Here is a 19,104-nt window from a genome sequence, read left to right as displayed (position 1 = left end):
GGCATGCCCAAGCTTAAAATAGCAGCACTGCCCGATGACAAGCCGGTCAAGGTCGCCACTGAACTACCGGCATCAGTGCATCGGGATCTCGTAGCCTATGCAGAGGCCTTGGCACACGAAAGTGGGCAGCGCATCGATCCGGTGAAGCTGATCGCGCCCATGCTGGCGCGCTTTATGGCCACGGATCGCGGATTTGCAAAGGCGAGACGAACTGGTCAGTCCCCAAGGGTCGGCGAGGGTGAGGGATAGCGGTCTGCCAACAGATTGAGGAAACGCTTCAGAGCCGGATTCTCATTGTCGTCGCGCCAATGCGCATAGAAGTCCACCCGGCTTGGTCCCGCTCCGTCCTGCAACTCTCGATACACAAGGCCGGCGAAACTTGCACCAATATCCGATTCCATCGCCAGACTTAGCCCCATGCCCATACTCGTTAAACTCTTGATAATGCCACGGCTCACGTCATGTCGTTCTATCTTGGGGCGATCGTCGGGTAGCACTAGCTTCGAAATCAGAAGATCCTCGAGCTCTCGCCCAGGATCATACTTGCTTAGAAGGATCTTCTCGGTACGCAAATCGGTCCAATAGATGATCTCGCGTGCGGCCAGCCAGTGATCTTGGGGCAGCGAGATCAGGATGCGCTCGCTCCACAGCAGTAGTGATCTGGTGTCTTTTGAAGGCAGACGTCCAGGGCTAACGACAACGTCGACGGTTCCGTTACGGAGAGCGGTCACCAGACGGAAGCGTGAGCGCTCCATCGTTGCCATTTCGAGGCTTGGTAGTAGCTTCTTGAGCTCACCTATCGTCGCTCGCAAATTGCCGGTGGACATAGATGTGAAGAAGCCGATAACAAGATGGCCAGTGTCGCCGCGACCACCGGACCTTCCTGTGTCAAGGAGCATGTCGACTTGTTCCAGAATCAACCGCGCGATTCGCAGAACCTCTCGGCCGGCCATTGTAGGCTTTATTCCCCCACTTGAGCGCTCAAACAGTGAAGTTCCCACCAGGTACTCAAGCTGGCCAATAGAACGGCTAAAGGCGGTGTGCTTCATCGAAAGCGCTTCTGCGGCTCGTCGAAAACTTCCGTGGTCACAAGCGGCAACCGCAAGTCGAAGCTGTTGCAGGTCAACAGCTCTCGCCGCGTTCCGCTGACCGTTCCTAGTTTCAATTTCCGTCATGTTTATAGCTCGGAAGCGAACCGCAAGACGCGGCGTCCCCGCTCTAGGCGGGAACGGGCATATCGTACTGGCCTGCATTGTTCTACGCGGCCGCGAAGATTACTGGCGTCCAAAGGGCCGGTGCCGAAAGCCCGCCGGCTCTACGAAGGGTGACCAGGGTATCGCGCGAGATCTCGAGGTAACCCGCCACGGCTAAGGTGTTGCCAATTGCGGAAGGATTGCCAATGCGCCGCAGGGGCCAACCCGCTCGTCTAAGGATTCGCTCCATACGGACGTCTGTGACGGTAACGATGTCAGTGAGTTGTCTTGAGAGCCCGAACTCTACCATTCCCGCAAATAGCTCGTAAACAGCACGAGTAAGACCGTGATCCCCCTTCGGGGCATCGGCAGCAACATCGATCGCGAATCTACTACTTTCCCAAACGAGAGGAGTTGACGGCGGGGGTTGGCCTTCAAGAAGCGTAGGGAAGGTGTCGCAAAGCATGGTCGGGCCAAGTGTGGGGAGCAGGCGTACGGAACCTTGCACCTGCCCGTTGTCACATAGCTGGACTAGGTAAGCGGGATGCAGTGCATCGAAATCGTCGATCTCCATGTCGCCGCTGGTTTGAACGTCCCATGCCATGCGAAGCTTGAAAACGCGATAACGTAACCGATGCATTTCGACGAGAGTTTCGGCGAACTGGCCATACAAGGGCGGTGTGATTAGCTGAATCATAGTCCCTCCAGGGGTGTACATCGCCACCTTTGGAGCGGATCATGGATCTCAAGTCATTACCTTTAGTTGTAGGGGGCTGCGCCCCTAATTTTGCTGTTTTCTTTTCACAGCGGCTAAGCGGGCTACCGCTTGCACAATCGTCCGAACACCAAGTTTTCTCTTCGCGCCTTCTAGGTAGAAGGCAACCGTGTTGCGCGAGATGCCGAGAATGCATCCAATCTCCCAAGCGCTCTTGCCCCGAGCTGCCCACTCCAAGCATTCGAACTCACGCGGAGATAGGTATGTCCCCTCTATATCGTGTACGTTCGCTAGCTTTCGGCGGGTATGAGCATGGAAATACATCGCCATAAGCTGAAGAACGCGTTCATGCGATTCAATGAACCGTTCGAATTGTGGGCGACTCTGGTCAACGGCAAAGGTCAATGCAGCGATGGGACCGTGGCCATCGTGAATGGGCACCGTAAAGCCAAACCGAATTCCGAATTCCGCGGCCTCTTCGAAAAGCCGATGCTGTGCTTTCGATGTGAACTTCGAGTTGAAATTAGTCCCCCACCGAAAGGGCTCGGGGTTTCGAAGAGCTTCTCCGATGACGGGATCAAGCACTTGATAATTATTTCGTAGATAGTGTGCCACCCACCGCGATGGATACGTAGAGATTAGGCGCGGTTTGCCTTTGCTTGAGTGCTGGAGGGCTAGATAGGCAAAACACGATAGGTCCAAAGCGGTCGCTGTATCCGCCATGGCTTTGGAGAAGTCTTGGAGATCTTCTGCGGTCGCTAGGAGATCAATGAAATTTTGAAAGATGCGGTGCATCGCTGCCAAGCAAGCCGTGCATGGTGCGAGAGCAGAGATCTCGCCCACTTCGTTGATTGTGCCCACAACAAGTGACCAAAGAGCCGCGCTTCGCGGCCGGTGAAGTCAAGGCAAAACCCTCTTGTACCAAACACCACAACGTCGTGCCTCGTACAGTTTGTCTTTGCCTATTCTCATATCGCCCCCGGCATTTTGTGCCGAAATCGCAGCCGTCACCCCCAAAGCGCGGAATGTGATGCGGCTATGCAACTGGCCAGGAGCCTGCATGTGCCGGGACACTGCGTTGACCGGCCAGAAAGGCCAGTTTGCCGACCAAGCTGATCATCGACCAAGAGACTCACCGGATCATCGGCGGTGTGATCGTTGGCCCGCAGGCTGGCGACATGATCGGAGAACCTGTCCGGCGATCGAGATGGGCGCCGATGCAATTGATATCAGCAAAACCATTCATCCGCATCCGACGTTCGGAGAAACAATAGGCCAGGCTGCCGAAGTACGAAGGTGTTTGCACGGATGTGTTGCCGGGTGCGAAGAGGTCGACCAAGCGCGCGAGCCACTAGTAATTCAAAACATGAGCCTGCATCAGGTGTCTCGCTGCCGATCGTTCATATGGGACCCGAATATGGCGGGAACTTCTCGGAGGGAGGTCAAGGTACCTTTGAGCGTTCAGGAGGAGGAATTTGCCGCGGCGTGTCGATACGATACGTCGTTCTGGAGAGAAGACCTGATCTAGCAGCATCCATCGTCATTGTAGACAGCCAGCTCAAAATTGGGAATGATCCGCATGTTCGGTCGCATTTGTAGAACTCGGTCTTGCCAGATTGGTGCGAGTTCTACATCTCGCAATCGAAGGCAAGGCGATGGCGCTGGAAAAAGTGCCTAGGCTCCTGTTCGACCTGTCGAGCTTCAGAAGAAAGACGCTCCGCGCGCTAGGTAGAGACGATCGAGGACAGCGCCTCGGAAAATAGGCGCGATTTCGTCAGCGCGCGATTTAAAGGAATGGACACTCATCATCGCAACGCTAACCCAGGCAGTCATCCTCGGCAGAACCCTCGGCGATCGGGAGCTCTGAATTGCAAAAGCAGGTATGGCGGCGCGGGCATTGCGAGATCTGAGCCGGGCGATGAAATGAGCTGTTCTGGACGTGCCGAGCCTGGGGATCGGGACCCTTCAAGTTTCGCGCGCGCTTTTTTGGTGCAGTCGAAACCGTACCTCGCGTCAAATGCCGAAAATGGCACTGAGAGCTGCGGACTTCAGCACAAAATGCGATCTGATGTGCACGACAGTATTGCTGCTGGATGTCGTTCGTTAGATTTCCGCGATCGAATTCCGCATTCGGCGTTTGCGAAGATATCCGATCTTTCGTTTCCTCCCTCTACTTGGCCCGGCGCGATCGGCGGGCCCTTTCTCAAGGTCTGGCTGCATCTGGTGCCGCGGCGAAACGGCGTTATTTCGCGATTCTTGCTTGCGCTTACGGTAACAAACGCTAGTTGTTTCAATGCTCCGGACTAGACTACGGATCTGAGGGTCGGATGTTCGAATCGTTCCGGGCGCGCCATTCGGCTTTGTTTTCATTAGATTTTCTCGGCGCCGACTGAGCGGGTTACCGAGCGTTACCGTAAAACGCCCATGGTGTTTGGCGGTTCGTTGCGGTTTCCAACATTGACTTGCACCGTCGCAGTCGTTCCGACGATCAGGCGATCGACATCTTTGCGCGGGATGCGGACCCGAACCGGAATGCGCTGGGCGAGCCTGACCCAGGAGAACGATGGATTGACGCTGGCGAGCAGGCTGGACCCCAAACTTCGATCGCGGTCCTCGATTCCGCCAGCGATACTCTCGACCCGACCGCTCAGCGTCGCTCCGCTCATCAGCTTCACGTCAACGGCGTCACCGAGGTGGATCCGCGGGATCTTGGTCTCCTCGAAATAGCCTTCGACACGCACGGTGTCGATGTCGATCAGCGCCATGATGCCGCGCCCCGCGGCGAGATAGGTGCCGGGCCGTAAATCGAAATTGGTCACGCGGCCGTTCGCGGGTGCCCGGATTTCGGATCGATCGAGATCGAGCCGCGCGATCTGAAGGTCGGCCACGGCCTGACCATAAAGCGCCTTGGCTTGCAAATCCGTAGCGCGGATCGTCTCGCGCTGTTGCTGCGACACGACACCTTCGCTCAGCTTCTCGTATCGTGCGCGGTCGCTCGCTGCCTTCTCCGCGGCGGCTTCGCGGTTGGCCAGAGACGCCTCTGCTTGTTGGACGGCGAGGCGGAAACGGTCGGGATTCAGCCGCAGCAAGATATCACCCTTGCGGACGACCTGATTGTCCCGGACCAGCACCTCGTCGACCAGCCCGGAGACATCGGCGGCAACGGCGATGATGTCGGCGCGGACGCGGCCGTCCCGTGTCCATGGCGCCGCCTCATAATGCTCCCACATGCCGATGCCGACCGGTGCCGCGACGCTCACCATCAGGACAGTGAGCATCATGCGGGAAAACATCGAACCCATCGTTGTCATAGCGGCAGCTTTCCCAGAACAGCGTAGAAGATCTTGGTCAGAATGACGAAGACGGCGAAGTCGAACAGCGCGGGGTGCCACGCATACCTTCGAATATGGACGCCGATGAATTTGCGGTTGGCCGCGGAGGCGATAAAGCAGGCCGCGAGCGCACCAGCACAGGCCAGCGCTAACGTCGGAACGTAGACGCCGGCAATGGCGATTTCCTCGTTCATGGCATGGCCTTGCTGGACCAAGCATGAGCATCGGGAAACATCGTCCGACGCAGGCCGATCAGCGCGAGCGTTCGCTGCTGGCAGGCGGTCGTGTCTTTGCGCGTGTCGCACAGCGCGTTGTCGATCGCGGCCAGAAGGGCGCGCGCATCGTCAGGCTTCAGTTTCGCGTTGCCGCGGGCCAGCCAGCGGAATGCCTGCGACAGCATCGGCAGAAGCTGCTGGAGGCCAGGGTCGGTGCGCGCGTCCTCGTGCACTGCGGCTTGCCTGAGCGCGAGCAGATCGAGGCCGATTTGCAGCGCGGCCAAAGGACGGGCTTCCACCGCGATGTCCGTCGTCGCGCCAGCCAGCCGAGGGATCACCAGGCCGAATCGATCAAGCATGATGCTGGTCCATCTGGCGCGGCTCATCGGCCGCCGTGCAGCAGCCAGCCTCGCCAGATCGGACCAGCCGTGGCGCAGCAGACGCTGCGCCGCTCCCGATGCCGACAGTGAACGCAGCAATCGAATTGCGATGAACGCTGTGAGAAGTCCGATCATCGCAGCCGCATTGCTATTGATGAACAGAGCGAAGTCGGCGCTGAATTTGTTCTGGAGGTCGAGCGCGCTGATCAGTCCGAGACCGAGCGCCAGCGCCTTGATGAAATGCCGGGGATTGGCCTGCAGATAGCCGATCACCAGAAAGGTCGGCGCCAGCGAGAACACCAGCATCGGAAAGCCGGTGATGGCCGGGAAGATCACGAACAGGTAGATCGCGGCGATCGGTAGGCAGGCCAGCGTCCAGAGCGCGTAGGAAATCAGCGTTGGCGCGGGATCGTCGAGGCTGCTGTAGAGCGCCGCGGCGATGGCGGCGATTTGCGTGGCGACGCCGCCTTCCGGCCAGGCCGTCGTGATCCAGACCGTGCAGCAGCCGAGCACGGCGACGCCAAGAGCCACGACCGACAGAACGGCAAGGCCGGGATCGCTGTGCAGGCGTCGCCTCACGTGTCGATCCCGCAGGCCAGCTTGGCTCCAAGTGGCAGGGTGAGCACCGCTGTGCAATGCGCGCGACAGGTTTCGCGCGGCAGCCAGCGCTTCGATCAGCGTGGCCAATCTGGCCGCGGTTCCGGCCTCGATCAGCCGATCCCATTCGCTGCGATCGTCGCAACAGGTCGCTTCGAACGATGTGCACTTTCTGATCAGTTCGTCGGAAGTGGCCGGTGATCGCTCCGGCGCACGTGTCCAGTCGGCGAGTTCAGACAGCAGGTGGTTCAACTCGGCCGAGCGCCGCTCTCCCAAGGCGGCGAGTCCGTCCTCCACCGACAGCAGCATCGGCAAGACCAATGCGAGCTGGTCCTGCACGGACCCGATGGCGCGCAGGTCCGGCTTGCTTGCGGCGGTGTCGTAGCGCAGGTGCGTCGACAGGATCTCGATTTGCGTGATGTCCGCAGCGAGCTTCCAGCGTCCCGTATTCGGTGCCTTGTCGACGCGCGCGCAGAGCACATCGGTGGTCCGGGCGAAGGCGTCCGACAATGCGGCGCAGAGGGATTTCAGCACAGGAGTAGTGACGTCGCTCGGGAACAGCAGGGTGTGCACCAGGGTCGCACAGCCGATGCCGAGCAGGATCTCCTCGACACGCGACAGCGCGGTCACAAATACCATCGCCGGAACGTTGACGCTCGAGAACGCGATTGTCGTCGCGGTGTAGCCTGCCAGCAGGAAAGCATAGCTGCGCGGCGTGCGGTCCTGCAAGGAGATATAGAGGCAGAGTCCGGCCCATGCGGTAACGGCAACCGACAATAACGCGGGTTGATCGACCAGGATCGGGACCAGCGCCAGCGCCATGCAGGCGCCCAGCAATGTCCCGACAAAGCGGTAGACGGCGCGTGACCGAACCGCGCCGGCGAGCGGCTGTGCGGTCAGATAGACCGTGAGCATCGCCCAATACGGCCGCTCCAATCCGAGCCGGAAGGCAAAATAGATCGCGAGCATTGCCGCGATGAAGGAGTTCGCCGAGAACAGCGCCCATTTGGGATCGAGCCGGCCGGGCGCTGCTGTTGCGAGAAGCCGAGACAGAAATGGTGAAGGCATGATGTGATCGTCCGTGAGGCACGGAGACCATAGGCGTTGCTGCGTCGAGAGAATTTCGTTATTCTGCCAATTAATTGCTAAAGGATGACAATGCGCGGCACGCTCTATCAGCACTATCGGCGGTTCGATCCTGACATTTTGGACCGTCCGATCGTGGCCGGCATGGTGGATACCCGGGAGCAGGAGGACGAACTGCCGGTTCACATCCATCGCAAGGGACAGCTCGTCCTCGCCCAGCGCGGCGGTGTGACGTGCGAAGTGCCGAGCGGCCTGTGGATGGTCCCGCCGCGCTGCGGCGTCTGGATTCCCGGCGGTATGCCCCACAGCAATCGCGTCAGCGGCAACGCCAGCCTGCTGTTTCTCTATGTGGACATGGATGCGGCGAGCGTGCCGCAGGAATGCTGCACGCTGTCGATCTCACCGCTGTTGCACGAGCTGATCCATCGGATGGCGACGCTGCCCCCGCTCTACGATCCCGACGGCCCGCCTGCGCAGATCGCCGCGGTGCTCCTCAACGAGTTGATCGCCATGCCGACCGAACGGCTGCATCTTCCGATCACGCGGAGTTCGAAACTGCGTATGATCGCCGATGCCTTGATGGACAATCCGGCCGACCGTAGGACCGTGGCGGAGTGGGCGCAAGCCGTCGCGCTCGGCGAGCGGACGCTGATGCGCATTGTGCTCGCCGAGACCGGCATGACCTTCAGTCGCTGGCGTCAGCAGCTTCAGATCATCGTCGCCATCCAGAAATTGTCTGCTGGCAACACGGTTCAGTCCGTGTCCGAGGCGCTCGGCTACGAGTCGGTGAGCGCGTTCATCACCATGTTCAAGAAGGCGCTTGGCAAATCGCCGGCGCGCTACTTCTCCGAGCGCGAGGCCGGCCAGACTGGCCCGGGGGAGACCTGCCGCGAGACGACTGCAAGCTTCGCCGGACGCCTGAGGTGCGGGACGCGCTCAATGGACTTTCGAAACGCGGATGGCTGGAGTTAGAGCGCTTCGTTTCGGACGATCTCGATGCCGAAGCCTGACAGTCCCTTGAAGTGATGCGTCGACGACGTGAGGTGACGGATGGAGCTGATCTTGAGATCCCGCAGGATCTGGGCGCCGACGCCGATCTCGCGCCATTGCCGATTACGGTCGTCTTCGCGCGAACTGATCGGGCCTAGCGGCGCAGGCGGAACGCCCGCCGCGCCGTCGCGCAGATAGACGAGCACGCCGCTGCCATTATCCTTGAAGCGTTGCAGAATGACGTTCATCTTGGCCTGTTCCTGACCCGAGAACAAATCGCGCAGGATGTTGGGTTTGTAGAAGCGCGTGAGGACGTTGGTGCCGTCGCCCAGTTCTCCGTAGATATAGGCGACGTGATGAATGGGGTCGAACGGCGAGCGATACGAATAGCCCTGGAGCGGGCCGATCGAGCTCTCCGCCGTGACGCTCGAGACGCGCTCGATCAGCGTCTCGCGGGCCTGCCGGAAGCTGATGAGGTCTGCGATGGTGACCTGTTTCAGCTTGTGCTTGTCGGCGAACGCCGCGACTTGCGGACCCTTCATCACCGAGCCATCGTCGTTCATCAGTTCGCTGATGACACCGACCGGCTCGAGACCTGCCAGTCTGCACAGGTCGACGGCGGCCTCGGTGTGACCCGAGCGCATGAGTACGCCCCCTTCTTTTGCGATCAGCGGGAAAACGTGTCCCGGCCGGCAAAAATCGCCGGCGCCGACGTTGGGGTTGGCGAGTGCACGGCAGCACGAGGCCCGCTCTTCGGCCGAGATGCCCGTACCGTTATCCGGCCGGTAGTCCACTGACACGGTGAACGCCGTGGTGTGAGCCGAGTCGTTGTTGACAACCATCGGGTCAAGCCGCAGGCGTCTCGCGTCTTCGAGGGTAATCGGAGCGCAGACGATTCCCGATGTATGGCGAATGATGAAGGCCATCTTCTCAGCCGCACACCGCGAGGCGGCAACGACGAGGTCCCCTTCGCCCTCGCGATCGTCGTCGTCGGTGACCACGACGATTTCGCCGTCGGCGAGCGCCTGCAGGGCCGCTTCGATCGATCCCGTCATCTCGGTCGCTCTGCTCGCTGGAACCGACGGGTGCTCGCGTTGGGTCGTGTGCAGATTGTCAGGCTCGCAGCGCCGCTCGAGCACTCTGCCGATCTTAACTTCACCATTATTGCCAACTGGCCGGAGCCCATGGCGGGGCGCCTCATAGCCTTTCCACGCTGTAGCTGGGACGATTGGTGTCGAGCCCGATCGGCGCATCGGACAGCAAAGGACCGGTTGGGTCGTATCGGGGTCTTGGTGATCGCTCCAGAGGGCGCGAGGGGGTGGCGCAAGCCTTGACGGTGACCGGCCGATTGGCGTCGATCGGCAGCACGGTCTTGTGCGAAATGCGCTTGAGGGCCAGATTTGATCGAATGCTGCTGACGCCGGGAATGCGGGATAGTTTGTTGACAATCAGGTCTTCGAGATCTTCGATGTCGGCCGCCATGACGCGGAGCATGTAGTCGCTCTCACCGGTCATGAGATAACATTCCATTACCTGGGCCAGCCGGTCGATGGATCGGGTGAAATTCTCAAGGGACGTCTGGACCTGCTTTTCCAGCTTGATCTGGATGAAAGCCGTTACACCAATGCCGAGCACGGCGGGATCGAGAAGGGCGATCCGTCGATCGATCACGCCGAGTTTTTCGAGTGTTCTGACGCGTGCCAGACACGGCGACGGCGAGAGATTGACGCGTGATGCGAGCTCGACATTGGTCAAGCTCGCATTCTGCTGGAGCTCGTTGAGGATCTTGATATCTATTCTGTCGAGAGAGGTTGTCGACATCGCGTATCTCCCAAGTATGGCAGTCTTCTGCGGCGCGTATCACCGTCGTTTGCGGGGTGATGACAATCGCGTGGTAAAAGCTAACCGCAATTGCGCTTGTGGGATTTCGACAAATCGTCGATTTGTATCGAAAAGCCGTCAACCTTCGCATTGTGCATTGCGATCAGGAGGTTAGTTGCCTACTTCCGATACATTTTTTGCCTATGCGATATGCAGGCCGACGTTGATCCACGGATTCGGTCAAGATGTAATGCCCGCCGCTCCATCGATTGGCTCCCCATGTCACTTGACGGGACGTGCAGCAGAGCTCGATGTCGAGAGCTGCCCTGTTTCGTACAACCGCCTGTCGTCGCGTGTGGCCTCGGTCCCACGTCGCTGACCACGCCGCGGGCGTTGCGCGAGACAAAAGGTTCGGCAGCAACAACGCCCACCCTCGTCAACCAGAAAATGGCAAAGATCGGCCGGATGCAGAGTTGGATCTAGCGACTCGACAAGTCGTTACAGCATAAAATGCCGATGAAGCTTCTGTGACAGGCGTTGTTCAAGCAGTAATGCTGAGAGGCTCGGGCGACTATCCACCCACGATCGCACTTGGGTAGCGACGGTTTGGATGTCGAGCGTGAAACTGAAGCAAGTCTATTTGACAGCGAACGATCCTGGACGCCTGGCCGAGTTCTACGAAGGCCTGGGTCTGAAGGTGCGCTTCGCTGATCCCGGCAAGTGGATCCAGTTCGTGAGCGATGCGGCTGCGTTCTGCGTCGCCGGACCGACGGAGTCGGTCTCGGACCAGCTGCAAGATGCTGTTCTTGTCTTCGATGTCGATGACCTCGATGCCGCCATGGAGCGTGCCACAGCCATGGGGGCGCAAGTCGGCGCGGTCCGGGACATGGAAAGTCACGGCCGTGCGGTGAAGGTGCGGGATCCGGGCGGCAACGTCATCCAGTTCTATCAAGCAGCCGGATAGCTCAGACGTTCACCGGGGCAGCGCTGCATGCCCGGACTCACAACCAGACAAAGAGGGCGCATCCATCCCATGAATCCAAGGGTCGTAGCCATGCCGTCCGCAACACCGCCGCTGTCCGAAACGAGCCCACTCGATGCCGCAGCATTCCGTGCTGCGATGCGCAGCGTGCCGGGCACCGTGTCGATCGTCACGACAGGCCGGGCGCCGAACCGCCATGGTCTGACACTGACGGCGGGCTGCTCGCTGTCGGCGGCTCCGCCCAGCGTGCTGGTTTGCGTCAATCGATCTGCCGGTGCGCACGACACCATTCTCAGCAGTGGGTCGTTCTGCTGGAATATTCTAGGGGTCGAGCATCGCGATCTGGCGCTCAAGTTTTCCGGGCAGGACGGCAGCAAGGGCGATATCCGCTTCGGTGACGGTGTGTGGTGCGATCTCAAAACCGGAGCACCAAGTCTGGTCGGCGCGGTCTGCAGCTTCGATTGCCGCGTGGTGAATGCTTACAGCGACAGTAGTCACACCATTTTCACCGGAGAGGTGGTGGCTCAGACCACGAGGGCCGGATGTGAGTCGCTCGTCTACATCGACGGATGTTTCGCCGCGCCAAAGGCGGTCTGAAACACAGGACGACGTCAGGCGCCGCTACGTTTCCGCTACAGCCAAGATGGAACCGATCAGCATGCAAGGAAGACGAAGACTTTCTATCGCGCATCCATCGGCGGTCGGTCGCTGATGCTGTCGCTCTGGCTCAATGTCATCGCCGGCGGGGTGCTCATCGGGCTGGTTTACGGGCTCGTCGCGCTCGGTCTCACGATCATCTTCGGCGTCATGCGCGTGGTCAATTTCGCTCATGGCGAGATGGTCGTGTTCGGGATCTACATCGGATACTGGACCGTTCGAATCTGGGACATCCCGATCGTTTTAGCCGCCGCGATCGCCGCGGTCGTCATGTTCGTGTTCGGCTATCTGCTAGAGACGCTCGTCGTGAAGCGGTTCGTCAATCGGCCGCATCATTATCAGTTCATCGTCTTCATCGGCCTCTCACTGCTTTTCAGCGGCGTATTGCTGATGTCGTTCGGCCCGGATCCGCGGCCGACGGCGTCTCAGTTGTCCTTCCAGACCGTGAGCGTGGGACCGCTCACCTTGGATTGGGCCCGCATCCAGGCGGCCGCTACGGCCGGACTGCTGATCGCCGCACTGGGAGCCTATCTGAAGTACTCCGCATTCGGCCGATCGCTGCGGGGCGCCGCCAATAATCGACTGGGCGGACTGGTGGTCGGGCTGAATATCCCTCGGGTCTATGCGGTGACCTTCGGCATCGGAGCCGCCTGCGCTGGCGTCGCCGGCGCATTGATCTCGCCGCTGTTCGATGCGCAGCCCTATCTCGCCGTCGACTTCACGCTGCTGGCCTTCGTGACGGTGATCGTCGGCGGTCTCGGCAGCTTCGGCGGCGCTCTTCTGGGCGGCCTGACGATCGGGGTCGCCGAAGCGATCGCGGCCTTGATGTTCACGCCGTCGATGAAAACAGCACTCCCTTACGCGCTCCTGATCATCATCCTGATTTTCCGTCCGAGGGGGTTTTTCGGTGCAAAGGACATCTGATCAAGCCAGCGACAACAAGCGTTGGGGTGCCGGCGCTCTGGTCTTCGCCGCCCTGGCCGTAGTGGGTGGCATGTCCAACGCCTACGTCATCTCGCTTCTGACGATCGTCCTGTTGTTTACCTTCATGGGACAATCGTGGAACCTGATGCTCGGGATCGGCGGGCAGCTATCCATCGGTCACGCGCTGTTCGTTGGAATCGGTGCGTATGCGGAGGCGATCCTGAACATCAAATACGGCGTCACCCCGTGGATCGGTCTGCTGCTGGGCGCGGTGATTGCGGGCTTCGTCGGCGCGGTGCTGGCGTGGCTGAGCTTCCGCTTCGAGGTCCGTGGCATCTATTTCGCGCTGCTCACGATCGCAGCCGCCGAATTCGCCCGGATCATGTTCGGCGGGTGGGACTATGTCGGCGGCATGCAGGGCCTGTTCTATCAGGCGCCGAGCGGCACGATGGACCTCGGGATGCTGCGCGGTGACGCGCGGTTCTACTACTTCGTCGCGCTCGCGCTTGCGGCCATCGGCGTCGCGGGAACGGAGCTGATCTCGCGGTCCTATTGGGGCTATGTCTGGCGGGCGATGCGGGACGACGACGAGGCCGCCCGCGCACTGGGGGTGCGGACGTTTCGCCACAAGGTGCTGGTGGTCTCGATATCGGCCGCGACGGCCGCGGTCGGCGGCGGCGTGCTGGGCTTGGTGCAGGGTGCGATCTTTCCGGATTCGATCATGGGCATGGCGATCTCGGTCGACGTACTGATCGGCCCTGTGGTCGGCGGATTGGGCACTGCGTTCGGCCCGCTGGTCGGCTCGATGGCCGCGATCCCGCTGCATCACGCCATGGGGGCACTCGGCGACAGCCTGGGGCTCCCCGGACTGAACAGCGTCGCCTACGGGGCGGTGCTGATCCTGGTCGTGTGGTTTCTGCCCGATGGCATCTGGCCGGCGATCGTCCGGCTCTACGAGGCGATCCAGCTGCCGGCGCGCGGCCGGATCTCACAATTGCGGAAGGTCGAGGAATGACCGCGCTGCTCGAAGTGAAGAACCTGACCAAAGCGTTCGTTGGATTGGTCGCGGTCAATGACGTCAGCTTCTCACTGCAGGCAGGCCGCATCACCGCCCTGATCGGGCCGAACGGCGCCGGCAAGACCACCTGCTTCAATCTCGTTGCCGGGGCGCTGAGACCGACCGCCGGGCGGGTGCTGTTCGAGAGGCGTTCGCTCGAGCGCGAGCCGCCCGAAGCGGTGTGCCGCATGGGCATTGCGCGCACCTTCCAGATCGTCCGACCGATGAAAGATATGTCGGTGCTCGAGAATGCCATGGTGGGCGCCTTCAGCTGGACGACGAACGTCAAGGAGGCGCGGGACAAGGCGTATGAGTCGCTCGAAAATGTCGGGCTCGCCGGCAAGGCGAATGCCCGGACGGATCAGTTGACGTTGCCCGATCGCAAGATGCTCGAGATGGCGAAGGCGCTCTCGACTCGCCCCAAGTTGCTGCTGCTCGACGAAGTGATGGCGGGGCTGCGTCCGACCGAAGCGGCCGGCGTCGTCGGCGTGCTGCACCGGCTCGCCGAGGGTGGACTGACGATCCTACTGGTCGAGCACGTGATGCGGATCGTGATGGAAGTGGCGTCGACCGTGGTGGTGCTTCACCACGGCGCCAAGATCGCCGAGGGCAAGCCGTCAGAGGTGGTAGCGGATCCTGCGGTGCTGGAAAGTTATCTGGGAGCCGGTTTCCATGCCTGACGACGCGCTTCTCGAAATTGACGACCTGTGCGTGGCCTATGACGGCTCGAATGCGCTGAACGGCGTGTCGCTCCGCATCGGCAAGGGTGAACTGATCTGCGTGGTCGGCGCCAACGGCGCCGGCAAGACCTCTCTGATCCGATCAATCGCGGGGATCGTGCCGTCGTCGCGCGGTTCCGTCAGGATCAACGGAGTCGAAATCTCGCGGCGACCGCCGTGGGACATATGCGAAATGGGCATCGCTCAGGTCGCCGAGGGCCGCCAGATCTTCAGTGCGCTCTCCGTCGAGGACAATCTGCTGATCGGCGGCTCGCTGAAGCGGGCCAGGCACGACCGGGCAAATACGCTTGATTCCGTCTATCAGCTGTTCGGGCGACTTCGCGAGCGCCGCGACCAACTCGCCGGCACGCTGTCCGGCGGCGAGCAACAGATGCTGGCGATCGGTCGGGCGATCATGTCGAAGCCAGAAATCGTGATGTTCGACGAGCCGTCGATCGGACTGTCGCCGGCGCTGACCGATGTGATGTTCGGCGTCGTCAAATCCCTCAACGAGCAGGGAATCACGGTCCTTCTCGTCGAGCAGAATGTCGCCAAGTCGCTCGCGCTGAGCAGCCGCGGCTATGTGCTCGAGAACGGCTCCGTGGTGTTGCATGGATCTAGCCGCGATCTGCTCGAGAACCCCGATGTCCAGCGCGCCTATCTGGGATTGTGAGGCGCGCCGTCTCGGCGAGGCGTCGGGCGTTGCGGCTCTCGTCGCGCCGCCGTTCGGTCCACCGCTCCCCGGCTGTTGCAGCCGCCTCTCGCTTGGGTCTCATTGATGAACACTGCCACTTCTCTCCTGATCGAGCGTGATCAAGACCTGGTCACGATCACGATGAACCGGCCGCCGGCTAATGCGCTGAATGCGCAACTCATCGTCGAGTTGCTGGAGGCGATCCGGCGCCTTGCCGACGACGAGAATCCGCCCGGCATCGTGCTCACCGGAAGCGGCGACCGCTTCTTCAGCGCAGGCGGCGACATCAAGGAAGTCGTCGGGATCGACGTCGCGAGGCCGCGCATTCGGTTCTTCCACGAACTCCTCGTGGCGATGGAGAACTATCCGGGCCCGATCGTCTGCGCCGTCCGCGGCTATGCGGTCGGAGGCGCCCTGGAGTTTCTGCTGCATGCGGACTATGTTGTGGCCGATGCGGCGTGCAAGATTGGATTTCCGGAAATCAACCATGGCCTGCTGCCGGTGACCAAAGGCATGCGCCGGGCCGTCGAGAAGCTCGGCGTGCGGGCGGCGCAAGAGCTGCTGTACTGGGGCGAGCTCGTCGGCGCGGAGCGCGCCGTGGCGATCGGCGCCGTGAACGAGATCGTCCCGACCGAGGAGGTCGCGTCCCGTGCGCGAGACGTGTGCGGCGTGTTGCGGCAGAAAGACCGCAAGCTGTTCCATGCCATCAAGCGATCGCTCAACCTCACCGCGCAAATGAGCGATCAGGCGCTCGAGAAAATGACCGTGGCCGACCTCGACGCCTATGTCACAGCCGAGAGCTCAACCAACGCGCGTGCGAGATTTTTGTCAAAGAACAGTAAGGGCTGAGCCGATGACGCGCGGATATCCCGATCAGATCTATCTGGAGCAGATGAGCCACGAGGAAGTCGCCGCGGCGCTGGCCGATGGGTGCACGACGGTAGTGATCCCGCTGGGGGCCGTCGAGCAGCATGGGCCGCATTTGTCTTTGGGCATGGATGCGGATCATGCCGATGCTCTGGCCGAGCGGATCGCGCGCAGCCGCGGCAACACGCTGGTGGCGCCGACCATCACGGTCGGCTGCTCGTCTCACCATCTGCCATTCGCGGGTACGATCTCGCTGCGGCCGGAGACGCTGGAAGCGATTTGTGTCGATTATTGCACAAGCCTGGCGCGGCACGGCTTCAAGCGTATCCTGATTCACTCGGGTCACATCGGCAATTTTCCGGTCCTGAAGGACATGCTCGGTCGCTTGCGCGAGGCCGTCCCCTCGGATGTCGAGATCCTGGCGTTCTTCGACTCGACGAAATGGATCGACACGTGGCGCGATGCGGTGCGCGAAGCCGGAGGAGACGTGTTGGCCGTCGGCGGCCACGCCGACATCGCCGAGACGTCGCTGATGATGGTCATTAGGCCCGACAGCGTCAGACCGGACCGCTTCGAGGTGGGCCATCTTGGCGGCTTGTCGGAGGCTGATCTCGAACTGATGTGGAAGAACGGCATCCGATCGGTTTCGCAGAACGGCGTGATCGGAAGTCCGATCGGCTCGAGCTACGCCATCGGCGAAGCGTGCCTCGCGGCGGTCGCCGAGTTGCTGATCAAGACCTTCGATAGCGAGGCCGGAGCCGCCATCGCCCGCCGTTGACGGTCAGCCCGTCCGCTGCGTGGCGAAGCTTCCCGGGGCGTCTGCCATGTTGCGAATGCTGACAGCATAAAATTCGGAAAGCGTTACTACGCAACGCGGCTTTCGGGCGAAAATATCGCCACGCCTATGAAACCCTGTGCCATCTCGCAAGCTAAAAGGATTGAGACATGGCACTTACGTTTGGGTTCTGGTCTGAACAGGAAACCCAGGTCGGCCACAGTTACTCGCGCAGGCTTCACGAACTGGTCGACGAAGTCCGTCTGGCCGAGAAGGTCGGCTTCGACTGCGTCGCGCTCTCCGAGCAGCACGTGGCACTGGGCGGGATCTCGAGCTCGGCGCCCGAAGTGGTGTTCGGCTATCTGGCTGCGGTGACGTCGCGCGTCAAGCTGCGCGCGGCGGTGACGCTGATGCCGCAGCGCATCAACCACGCCTTGCGTTCGGCCGAGCGGCTTGCCGTGACCGACATCCTGTCCAACGGCCGCATGGAATTCTACGGCGGCCGCGCCAACACCACCATCGCGATGCGGGCGTTCAACGTCGATCCGAACGAAACGCTGGCGCAGATGGAAGAAGGGCTGGCGCTGCTGAAAACGGCGATGCGCCAGGACATTTTCACGTTTGACGGCAAGTACTACCAGATCCCTCCGCGCCAGCTGGTTCCGAAGCCGCTGCAGAAGCCGCATCCGGTGATCGGGATCGCGGCGACCAGCGAGCGCAGTCATCTCTGGGCGGCCTCGCAGGGCTTCGCCGTGATGAGCAGCAACATCTATCAGGGCTGGGAAGCTCAGCAGAAGCTGATCGACGCCTATCAAAAAAACTGGAAGTGCGACGCGGAGGGACCGCTGCCGCGTCCGCGTATAGGCATTCCGCTGTTCATCGGCATCGGGAAAACGGACGAGCAGGCCAAGGCGGATTATGCCGGCCCGCTAATGCACTATGCCAAGATCTCGACCGATGCCTATCCGCGTCTCGCGGCGATTGCCGACGACTACAAATACATGGGGGAGAGCGTGCCGTCGATGGAGCGCGCCGCCAACGACTGGGACTATCTGGTCAACGAGTCGGCCACGACGGTGTGCGGCAGCCCCGATACGGTCATTCGTCAGATCGAGAAGTTTGAGGCCATGGGTATCGACGAGGTGCTGCTGCACATGGACTCCGTCCCGCACGAAAAGATCATGGAGGCGATCGAGATGGTCGGTCGCTACGTCATCCCGCATTTCAACGACGGAAACAACGTCGTGCGGCCGACCGAGGAGATCCTCGGGCAGATCCGGCTGATGCGGACCCAGAAGCAGTAATCGAACGGTGAAATCAATGTCGGAATACGGCTACAAGTACCTGATCGTCGAGCAGCGCGCCACTGGCGTCGCGATCGTCACGATGAACCGCCCGGAGATCCTCAACGCGATCAACTGGGAGATGCACGAGGAGCTCGAAGACGTCTTCGTCAAGCTGGATCACGACAGTTCTGTCAACGCGATCGTTCTCACCGGTGCGGGCCGGGGATTTTGCTCTGGTGGCGATCAGAAGTCGCTGGATAAGGGAACGCTGCCGTCCCCGACGCGCAGCGGTCGCCACCTCATCCGCAACATGCTGGAAGTCGAAGTGCCGATCGTCGCGGCCGTCAACGGTGTCGCGGTCGGCCTGGGTGCCACGCTCGCACTGTTCTGCGACGTGATCTATGCGAGCTCGACAGCCCGTTTCGCCGACACGCACGTAAATGCCGGCGTCGTCGCGGGCGATGGCGGCGCGGTGATCTGGCCGCTGCTGATGGGGCCGGTACGCGCGAAGCACTATCTGATGACCGGCGAATTCATCTCCGCCGAGAAAGCGGCTGCTATCGGCATGATCAACGAGGTGGTCGCAGACGGCAACGTTCTCGATGCCGCGATCGAATACGCCGAACTGCTGGCAAGCGGGCCGAAGGAATCGATCGTGTGGACCAAGTACAGCGTCAACAAGATCATCAAGCAGTACGCCCACCTGCTGCTCGACACCTCTGCGGCGCTGGAGATGTTGACGTTCAAGTCGCCCGAGCGGGCCGAGGCGGTTGCCGCATTCGCGGCCAAGCGCAAGCGTTTCGCGGAGCGCTGA

The 19,104-nt window shown here is 61.1% G+C and carries 20 protein-coding genes and 1 pseudogene; 13 read left to right on the top strand and 8 right to left on the bottom strand.

Annotated features, from left to right (window positions below; translation table 11 throughout):
* Window positions 1–3: 3 nt before the first annotated feature.
* Complete coding sequence (locus WN72_RS43665; RefSeq protein WP_092215446.1) at window positions 4–249, top strand: DUF2274 domain-containing protein; 246 nt, start codon at window positions 4–6, stop codon at window positions 247–249.
* On the opposite strand, the gene WN72_RS43660 is transcribed toward WN72_RS43665, so the two are convergent.
* From WN72_RS43660 to WN72_RS43650, 3 genes are all read right to left on the bottom strand, one after another.
* Window positions 216–1,175: a LysR family transcriptional regulator gene (locus WN72_RS43660; RefSeq protein WP_092215448.1), complete on the bottom strand. Its 960-nt coding sequence runs from the start codon at window positions 1,173–1,175 to the stop codon at window positions 216–218. The genes WN72_RS43665 and WN72_RS43660 overlap by 34 nt on opposite strands.
* A gap of 82 nt (window positions 1,176–1,257) precedes the next feature.
* On the bottom strand, window positions 1,258–1,890 hold the full coding sequence (locus tag WN72_RS43655) for an acyl-homoserine-lactone synthase (protein WP_092215807.1): 633 nt from the start codon (window positions 1,888–1,890) through the stop codon (window positions 1,258–1,260).
* 84 nt (window positions 1,891–1,974) lie between these two features.
* Complete coding sequence (locus WN72_RS43650) at window positions 1,975–2,703, bottom strand: LuxR family transcriptional regulator (RefSeq protein WP_092215450.1); 729 nt, start codon at window positions 2,701–2,703, stop codon at window positions 1,975–1,977.
* A 311-nt stretch (window positions 2,704–3,014) separates the two neighbouring features.
* Between WN72_RS43650 and WN72_RS43645 the strand changes: the two are divergent.
* Window positions 3,015–3,263: pseudogene (locus WN72_RS43645) on the top strand (dihydrolipoyl dehydrogenase); the annotation flags it as partial.
* Window positions 3,264–4,316: 1,053 nt separating this feature from the next.
* Here the strand turns inward: WN72_RS43645 and WN72_RS43640 are convergent.
* The 3 genes from WN72_RS43640 to WN72_RS43630 are packed head-to-tail and all read right to left on the bottom strand — an operon-like array spanning window position 4,317 to window position 7,824.
* A complete protein-coding gene (locus WN72_RS43640) occupies window positions 4,317–5,219 on the bottom strand; it encodes an efflux RND transporter periplasmic adaptor subunit (RefSeq protein ID WP_092215452.1) in 903 nt (300 codons plus the stop codon).
* Window positions 5,216–5,434, bottom strand: coding sequence for a DUF1656 domain-containing protein (locus tag WN72_RS43635; protein WP_092215454.1), 219 nt, complete (start codon window positions 5,432–5,434; stop codon window positions 5,216–5,218). The genes WN72_RS43640 and WN72_RS43635 overlap by 4 nt, the downstream gene beginning before the upstream one ends.
* Window positions 5,431–7,824, bottom strand: coding sequence for an FUSC family protein (locus tag WN72_RS43630; protein ID WP_143130585.1), 2,394 nt, complete (start codon window positions 7,822–7,824; stop codon window positions 5,431–5,433). The genes WN72_RS43635 and WN72_RS43630 overlap by 4 nt, the downstream gene beginning before the upstream one ends.
* Here WN72_RS43630 and WN72_RS43625 point away from each other — a divergent pair.
* Window positions 7,816–8,490: an AraC family transcriptional regulator gene (locus WN72_RS43625; RefSeq protein WP_347337473.1), complete on the top strand. Its 675-nt coding sequence runs from the start codon at window positions 7,816–7,818 to the stop codon at window positions 8,488–8,490. The two genes, WN72_RS43630 and WN72_RS43625, sit on opposite strands and share 9 nt — an antisense overlap.
* Here WN72_RS43625 and ribB read toward each other — a convergent pair.
* Window positions 8,487–9,563, bottom strand: a complete 1,077-nt coding sequence (ribB, locus tag WN72_RS43620; RefSeq protein WP_092215808.1) for a 3,4-dihydroxy-2-butanone-4-phosphate synthase — start codon at window positions 9,561–9,563, stop codon at window positions 8,487–8,489. The genes WN72_RS43625 and ribB overlap by 4 nt on opposite strands.
* Window positions 9,564–9,705: 142 nt before the next feature.
* A complete protein-coding gene (locus tag WN72_RS43615; RefSeq protein WP_240536499.1) occupies window positions 9,706–10,263 on the bottom strand; it encodes an Lrp/AsnC family transcriptional regulator in 558 nt (185 codons plus the stop codon).
* A 676-nt stretch (window positions 10,264–10,939) separates the two neighbouring features.
* On the opposite strand from WN72_RS43615, the gene WN72_RS43610 reads away from it, so the two are divergent.
* From WN72_RS43610 to WN72_RS43565, 10 genes are all read left to right on the top strand, one after another.
* Window positions 10,940–11,293, top strand: a complete 354-nt coding sequence (locus WN72_RS43610) for a VOC family protein (protein WP_092215461.1) — start codon at window positions 10,940–10,942, stop codon at window positions 11,291–11,293.
* Between the two features lie 90 nt (window positions 11,294–11,383).
* The gene (locus tag WN72_RS43605) at window positions 11,384–11,908 is read left to right on the top strand and encodes a flavin reductase family protein (RefSeq protein WP_092215463.1); all 525 of its coding nucleotides are present in this window, start codon (window positions 11,384–11,386) and stop codon (window positions 11,906–11,908) included.
* 114 nt (window positions 11,909–12,022) lie between these two features.
* Window positions 12,023–12,892 carry a branched-chain amino acid ABC transporter permease gene (locus WN72_RS43600; RefSeq protein WP_092215465.1) on the top strand — a complete coding sequence of 290 codons (870 nt, stop codon included), beginning with the start codon at window positions 12,023–12,025 and terminating at the stop codon, window positions 12,890–12,892.
* A 70-nt stretch (window positions 12,893–12,962) separates the two neighbouring features.
* Window positions 12,963–13,907 carry a branched-chain amino acid ABC transporter permease gene (locus WN72_RS43595; protein WP_092215467.1) on the top strand — a complete coding sequence of 315 codons (945 nt, stop codon included), beginning with the start codon at window positions 12,963–12,965 and terminating at the stop codon, window positions 13,905–13,907.
* Window positions 13,904–14,629 carry an ABC transporter ATP-binding protein gene (locus WN72_RS43590; RefSeq protein WP_028140599.1) on the top strand — a complete coding sequence of 242 codons (726 nt, stop codon included), beginning with the start codon at window positions 13,904–13,906 and terminating at the stop codon, window positions 14,627–14,629. Before WN72_RS43595 ends, WN72_RS43590 begins: the two co-directional genes overlap by 4 nt.
* Window positions 14,622–15,341 (top strand): ABC transporter ATP-binding protein, encoded by a 720-nt coding sequence (locus WN72_RS43585; RefSeq protein ID WP_092215469.1) that lies wholly within the window; start codon window positions 14,622–14,624, stop codon window positions 15,339–15,341. The genes WN72_RS43590 and WN72_RS43585 overlap by 8 nt, the downstream gene beginning before the upstream one ends.
* A gap of 105 nt (window positions 15,342–15,446) precedes the next feature.
* The gene (locus WN72_RS43580) at window positions 15,447–16,211 is read left to right on the top strand and encodes an enoyl-CoA hydratase/isomerase family protein (RefSeq protein WP_092215471.1); all 765 of its coding nucleotides are present in this window, start codon (window positions 15,447–15,449) and stop codon (window positions 16,209–16,211) included.
* 4 nt (window positions 16,212–16,215) lie between these two features.
* Complete coding sequence (locus WN72_RS43575) at window positions 16,216–17,007, top strand: creatininase family protein (RefSeq protein WP_092215473.1); 792 nt, start codon at window positions 16,216–16,218, stop codon at window positions 17,005–17,007.
* Between the two features lie 167 nt (window positions 17,008–17,174).
* Window positions 17,175–18,308: an LLM class flavin-dependent oxidoreductase gene (locus WN72_RS43570; RefSeq protein WP_092215475.1), complete on the top strand. Its 1,134-nt coding sequence runs from the start codon at window positions 17,175–17,177 to the stop codon at window positions 18,306–18,308.
* A 16-nt stretch (window positions 18,309–18,324) separates the two neighbouring features.
* Window positions 18,325–19,104, top strand: coding sequence for an enoyl-CoA hydratase/isomerase family protein (locus WN72_RS43565; RefSeq protein WP_092215477.1), 780 nt, complete (start codon window positions 18,325–18,327; stop codon window positions 19,102–19,104).

Origin of the sequence: Bradyrhizobium arachidis (genome assembly GCF_015291705.1) — a bacterium.
Classification (GTDB): domain Bacteria; phylum Pseudomonadota; class Alphaproteobacteria; order Rhizobiales; family Xanthobacteraceae; genus Bradyrhizobium; species Bradyrhizobium arachidis.
Note: the sequence above shows the minus strand (reverse complement) of the source record. Positions and strands in the feature narration are given on the sequence as shown.

Coding starts and splice junctions, on each gene's coding strand:
- WN72_RS43665 (WP_092215446.1), top strand. CDS start 4: ATGCCCAAGCTTAAAATAGCAGCACTGCCCGATGACAAGCCGGTCAAG.
- WN72_RS43660 (WP_092215448.1), bottom strand. CDS start 1,175: ATGACGGAAATTGAAACTAGGAACGGTCAGCGGAACGCGGCGAGAGCT.
- WN72_RS43655 (WP_092215807.1), bottom strand. CDS start 1,890: ATGATTCAGCTAATCACACCGCCCTTGTATGGCCAGTTCGCCGAAACT.
- WN72_RS43650 (WP_092215450.1), bottom strand. CDS start 2,703: ATGCACCGCATCTTTCAAAATTTCATTGATCTCCTAGCGACCGCAGAA.
- WN72_RS43640 (WP_092215452.1), bottom strand. CDS start 5,219: ATGACAACGATGGGTTCGATGTTTTCCCGCATGATGCTCACTGTCCTG.
- WN72_RS43635 (WP_092215454.1), bottom strand. CDS start 5,434: ATGAACGAGGAAATCGCCATTGCCGGCGTCTACGTTCCGACGTTAGCG.
- WN72_RS43625 (WP_347337473.1), top strand. CDS start 7,816: ATGCCCCACAGCAATCGCGTCAGCGGCAACGCCAGCCTGCTGTTTCTC.
- ribB (WP_092215808.1), bottom strand. CDS start 9,563: ATGACGGGATCGATCGAAGCGGCCCTGCAGGCGCTCGCCGACGGCGAA.
- WN72_RS43610 (WP_092215461.1), top strand. CDS start 10,940: ATGTCGAGCGTGAAACTGAAGCAAGTCTATTTGACAGCGAACGATCCT.
- WN72_RS43605 (WP_092215463.1), top strand. CDS start 11,384: ATGCCGTCCGCAACACCGCCGCTGTCCGAAACGAGCCCACTCGATGCC.
- WN72_RS43600 (WP_092215465.1), top strand. CDS start 12,023: ATGCTGTCGCTCTGGCTCAATGTCATCGCCGGCGGGGTGCTCATCGGG.
- WN72_RS43595 (WP_092215467.1), top strand. CDS start 12,963: ATGTCCAACGCCTACGTCATCTCGCTTCTGACGATCGTCCTGTTGTTT.
- WN72_RS43590 (WP_028140599.1), top strand. CDS start 13,904: ATGACCGCGCTGCTCGAAGTGAAGAACCTGACCAAAGCGTTCGTTGGA.
- WN72_RS43585 (WP_092215469.1), top strand. CDS start 14,622: ATGCCTGACGACGCGCTTCTCGAAATTGACGACCTGTGCGTGGCCTAT.
- WN72_RS43580 (WP_092215471.1), top strand. CDS start 15,447: ATGAACACTGCCACTTCTCTCCTGATCGAGCGTGATCAAGACCTGGTC.
- WN72_RS43575 (WP_092215473.1), top strand. CDS start 16,216: ATGACGCGCGGATATCCCGATCAGATCTATCTGGAGCAGATGAGCCAC.
- WN72_RS43570 (WP_092215475.1), top strand. CDS start 17,175: ATGGCACTTACGTTTGGGTTCTGGTCTGAACAGGAAACCCAGGTCGGC.
- WN72_RS43565 (WP_092215477.1), top strand. CDS start 18,325: ATGTCGGAATACGGCTACAAGTACCTGATCGTCGAGCAGCGCGCCACT.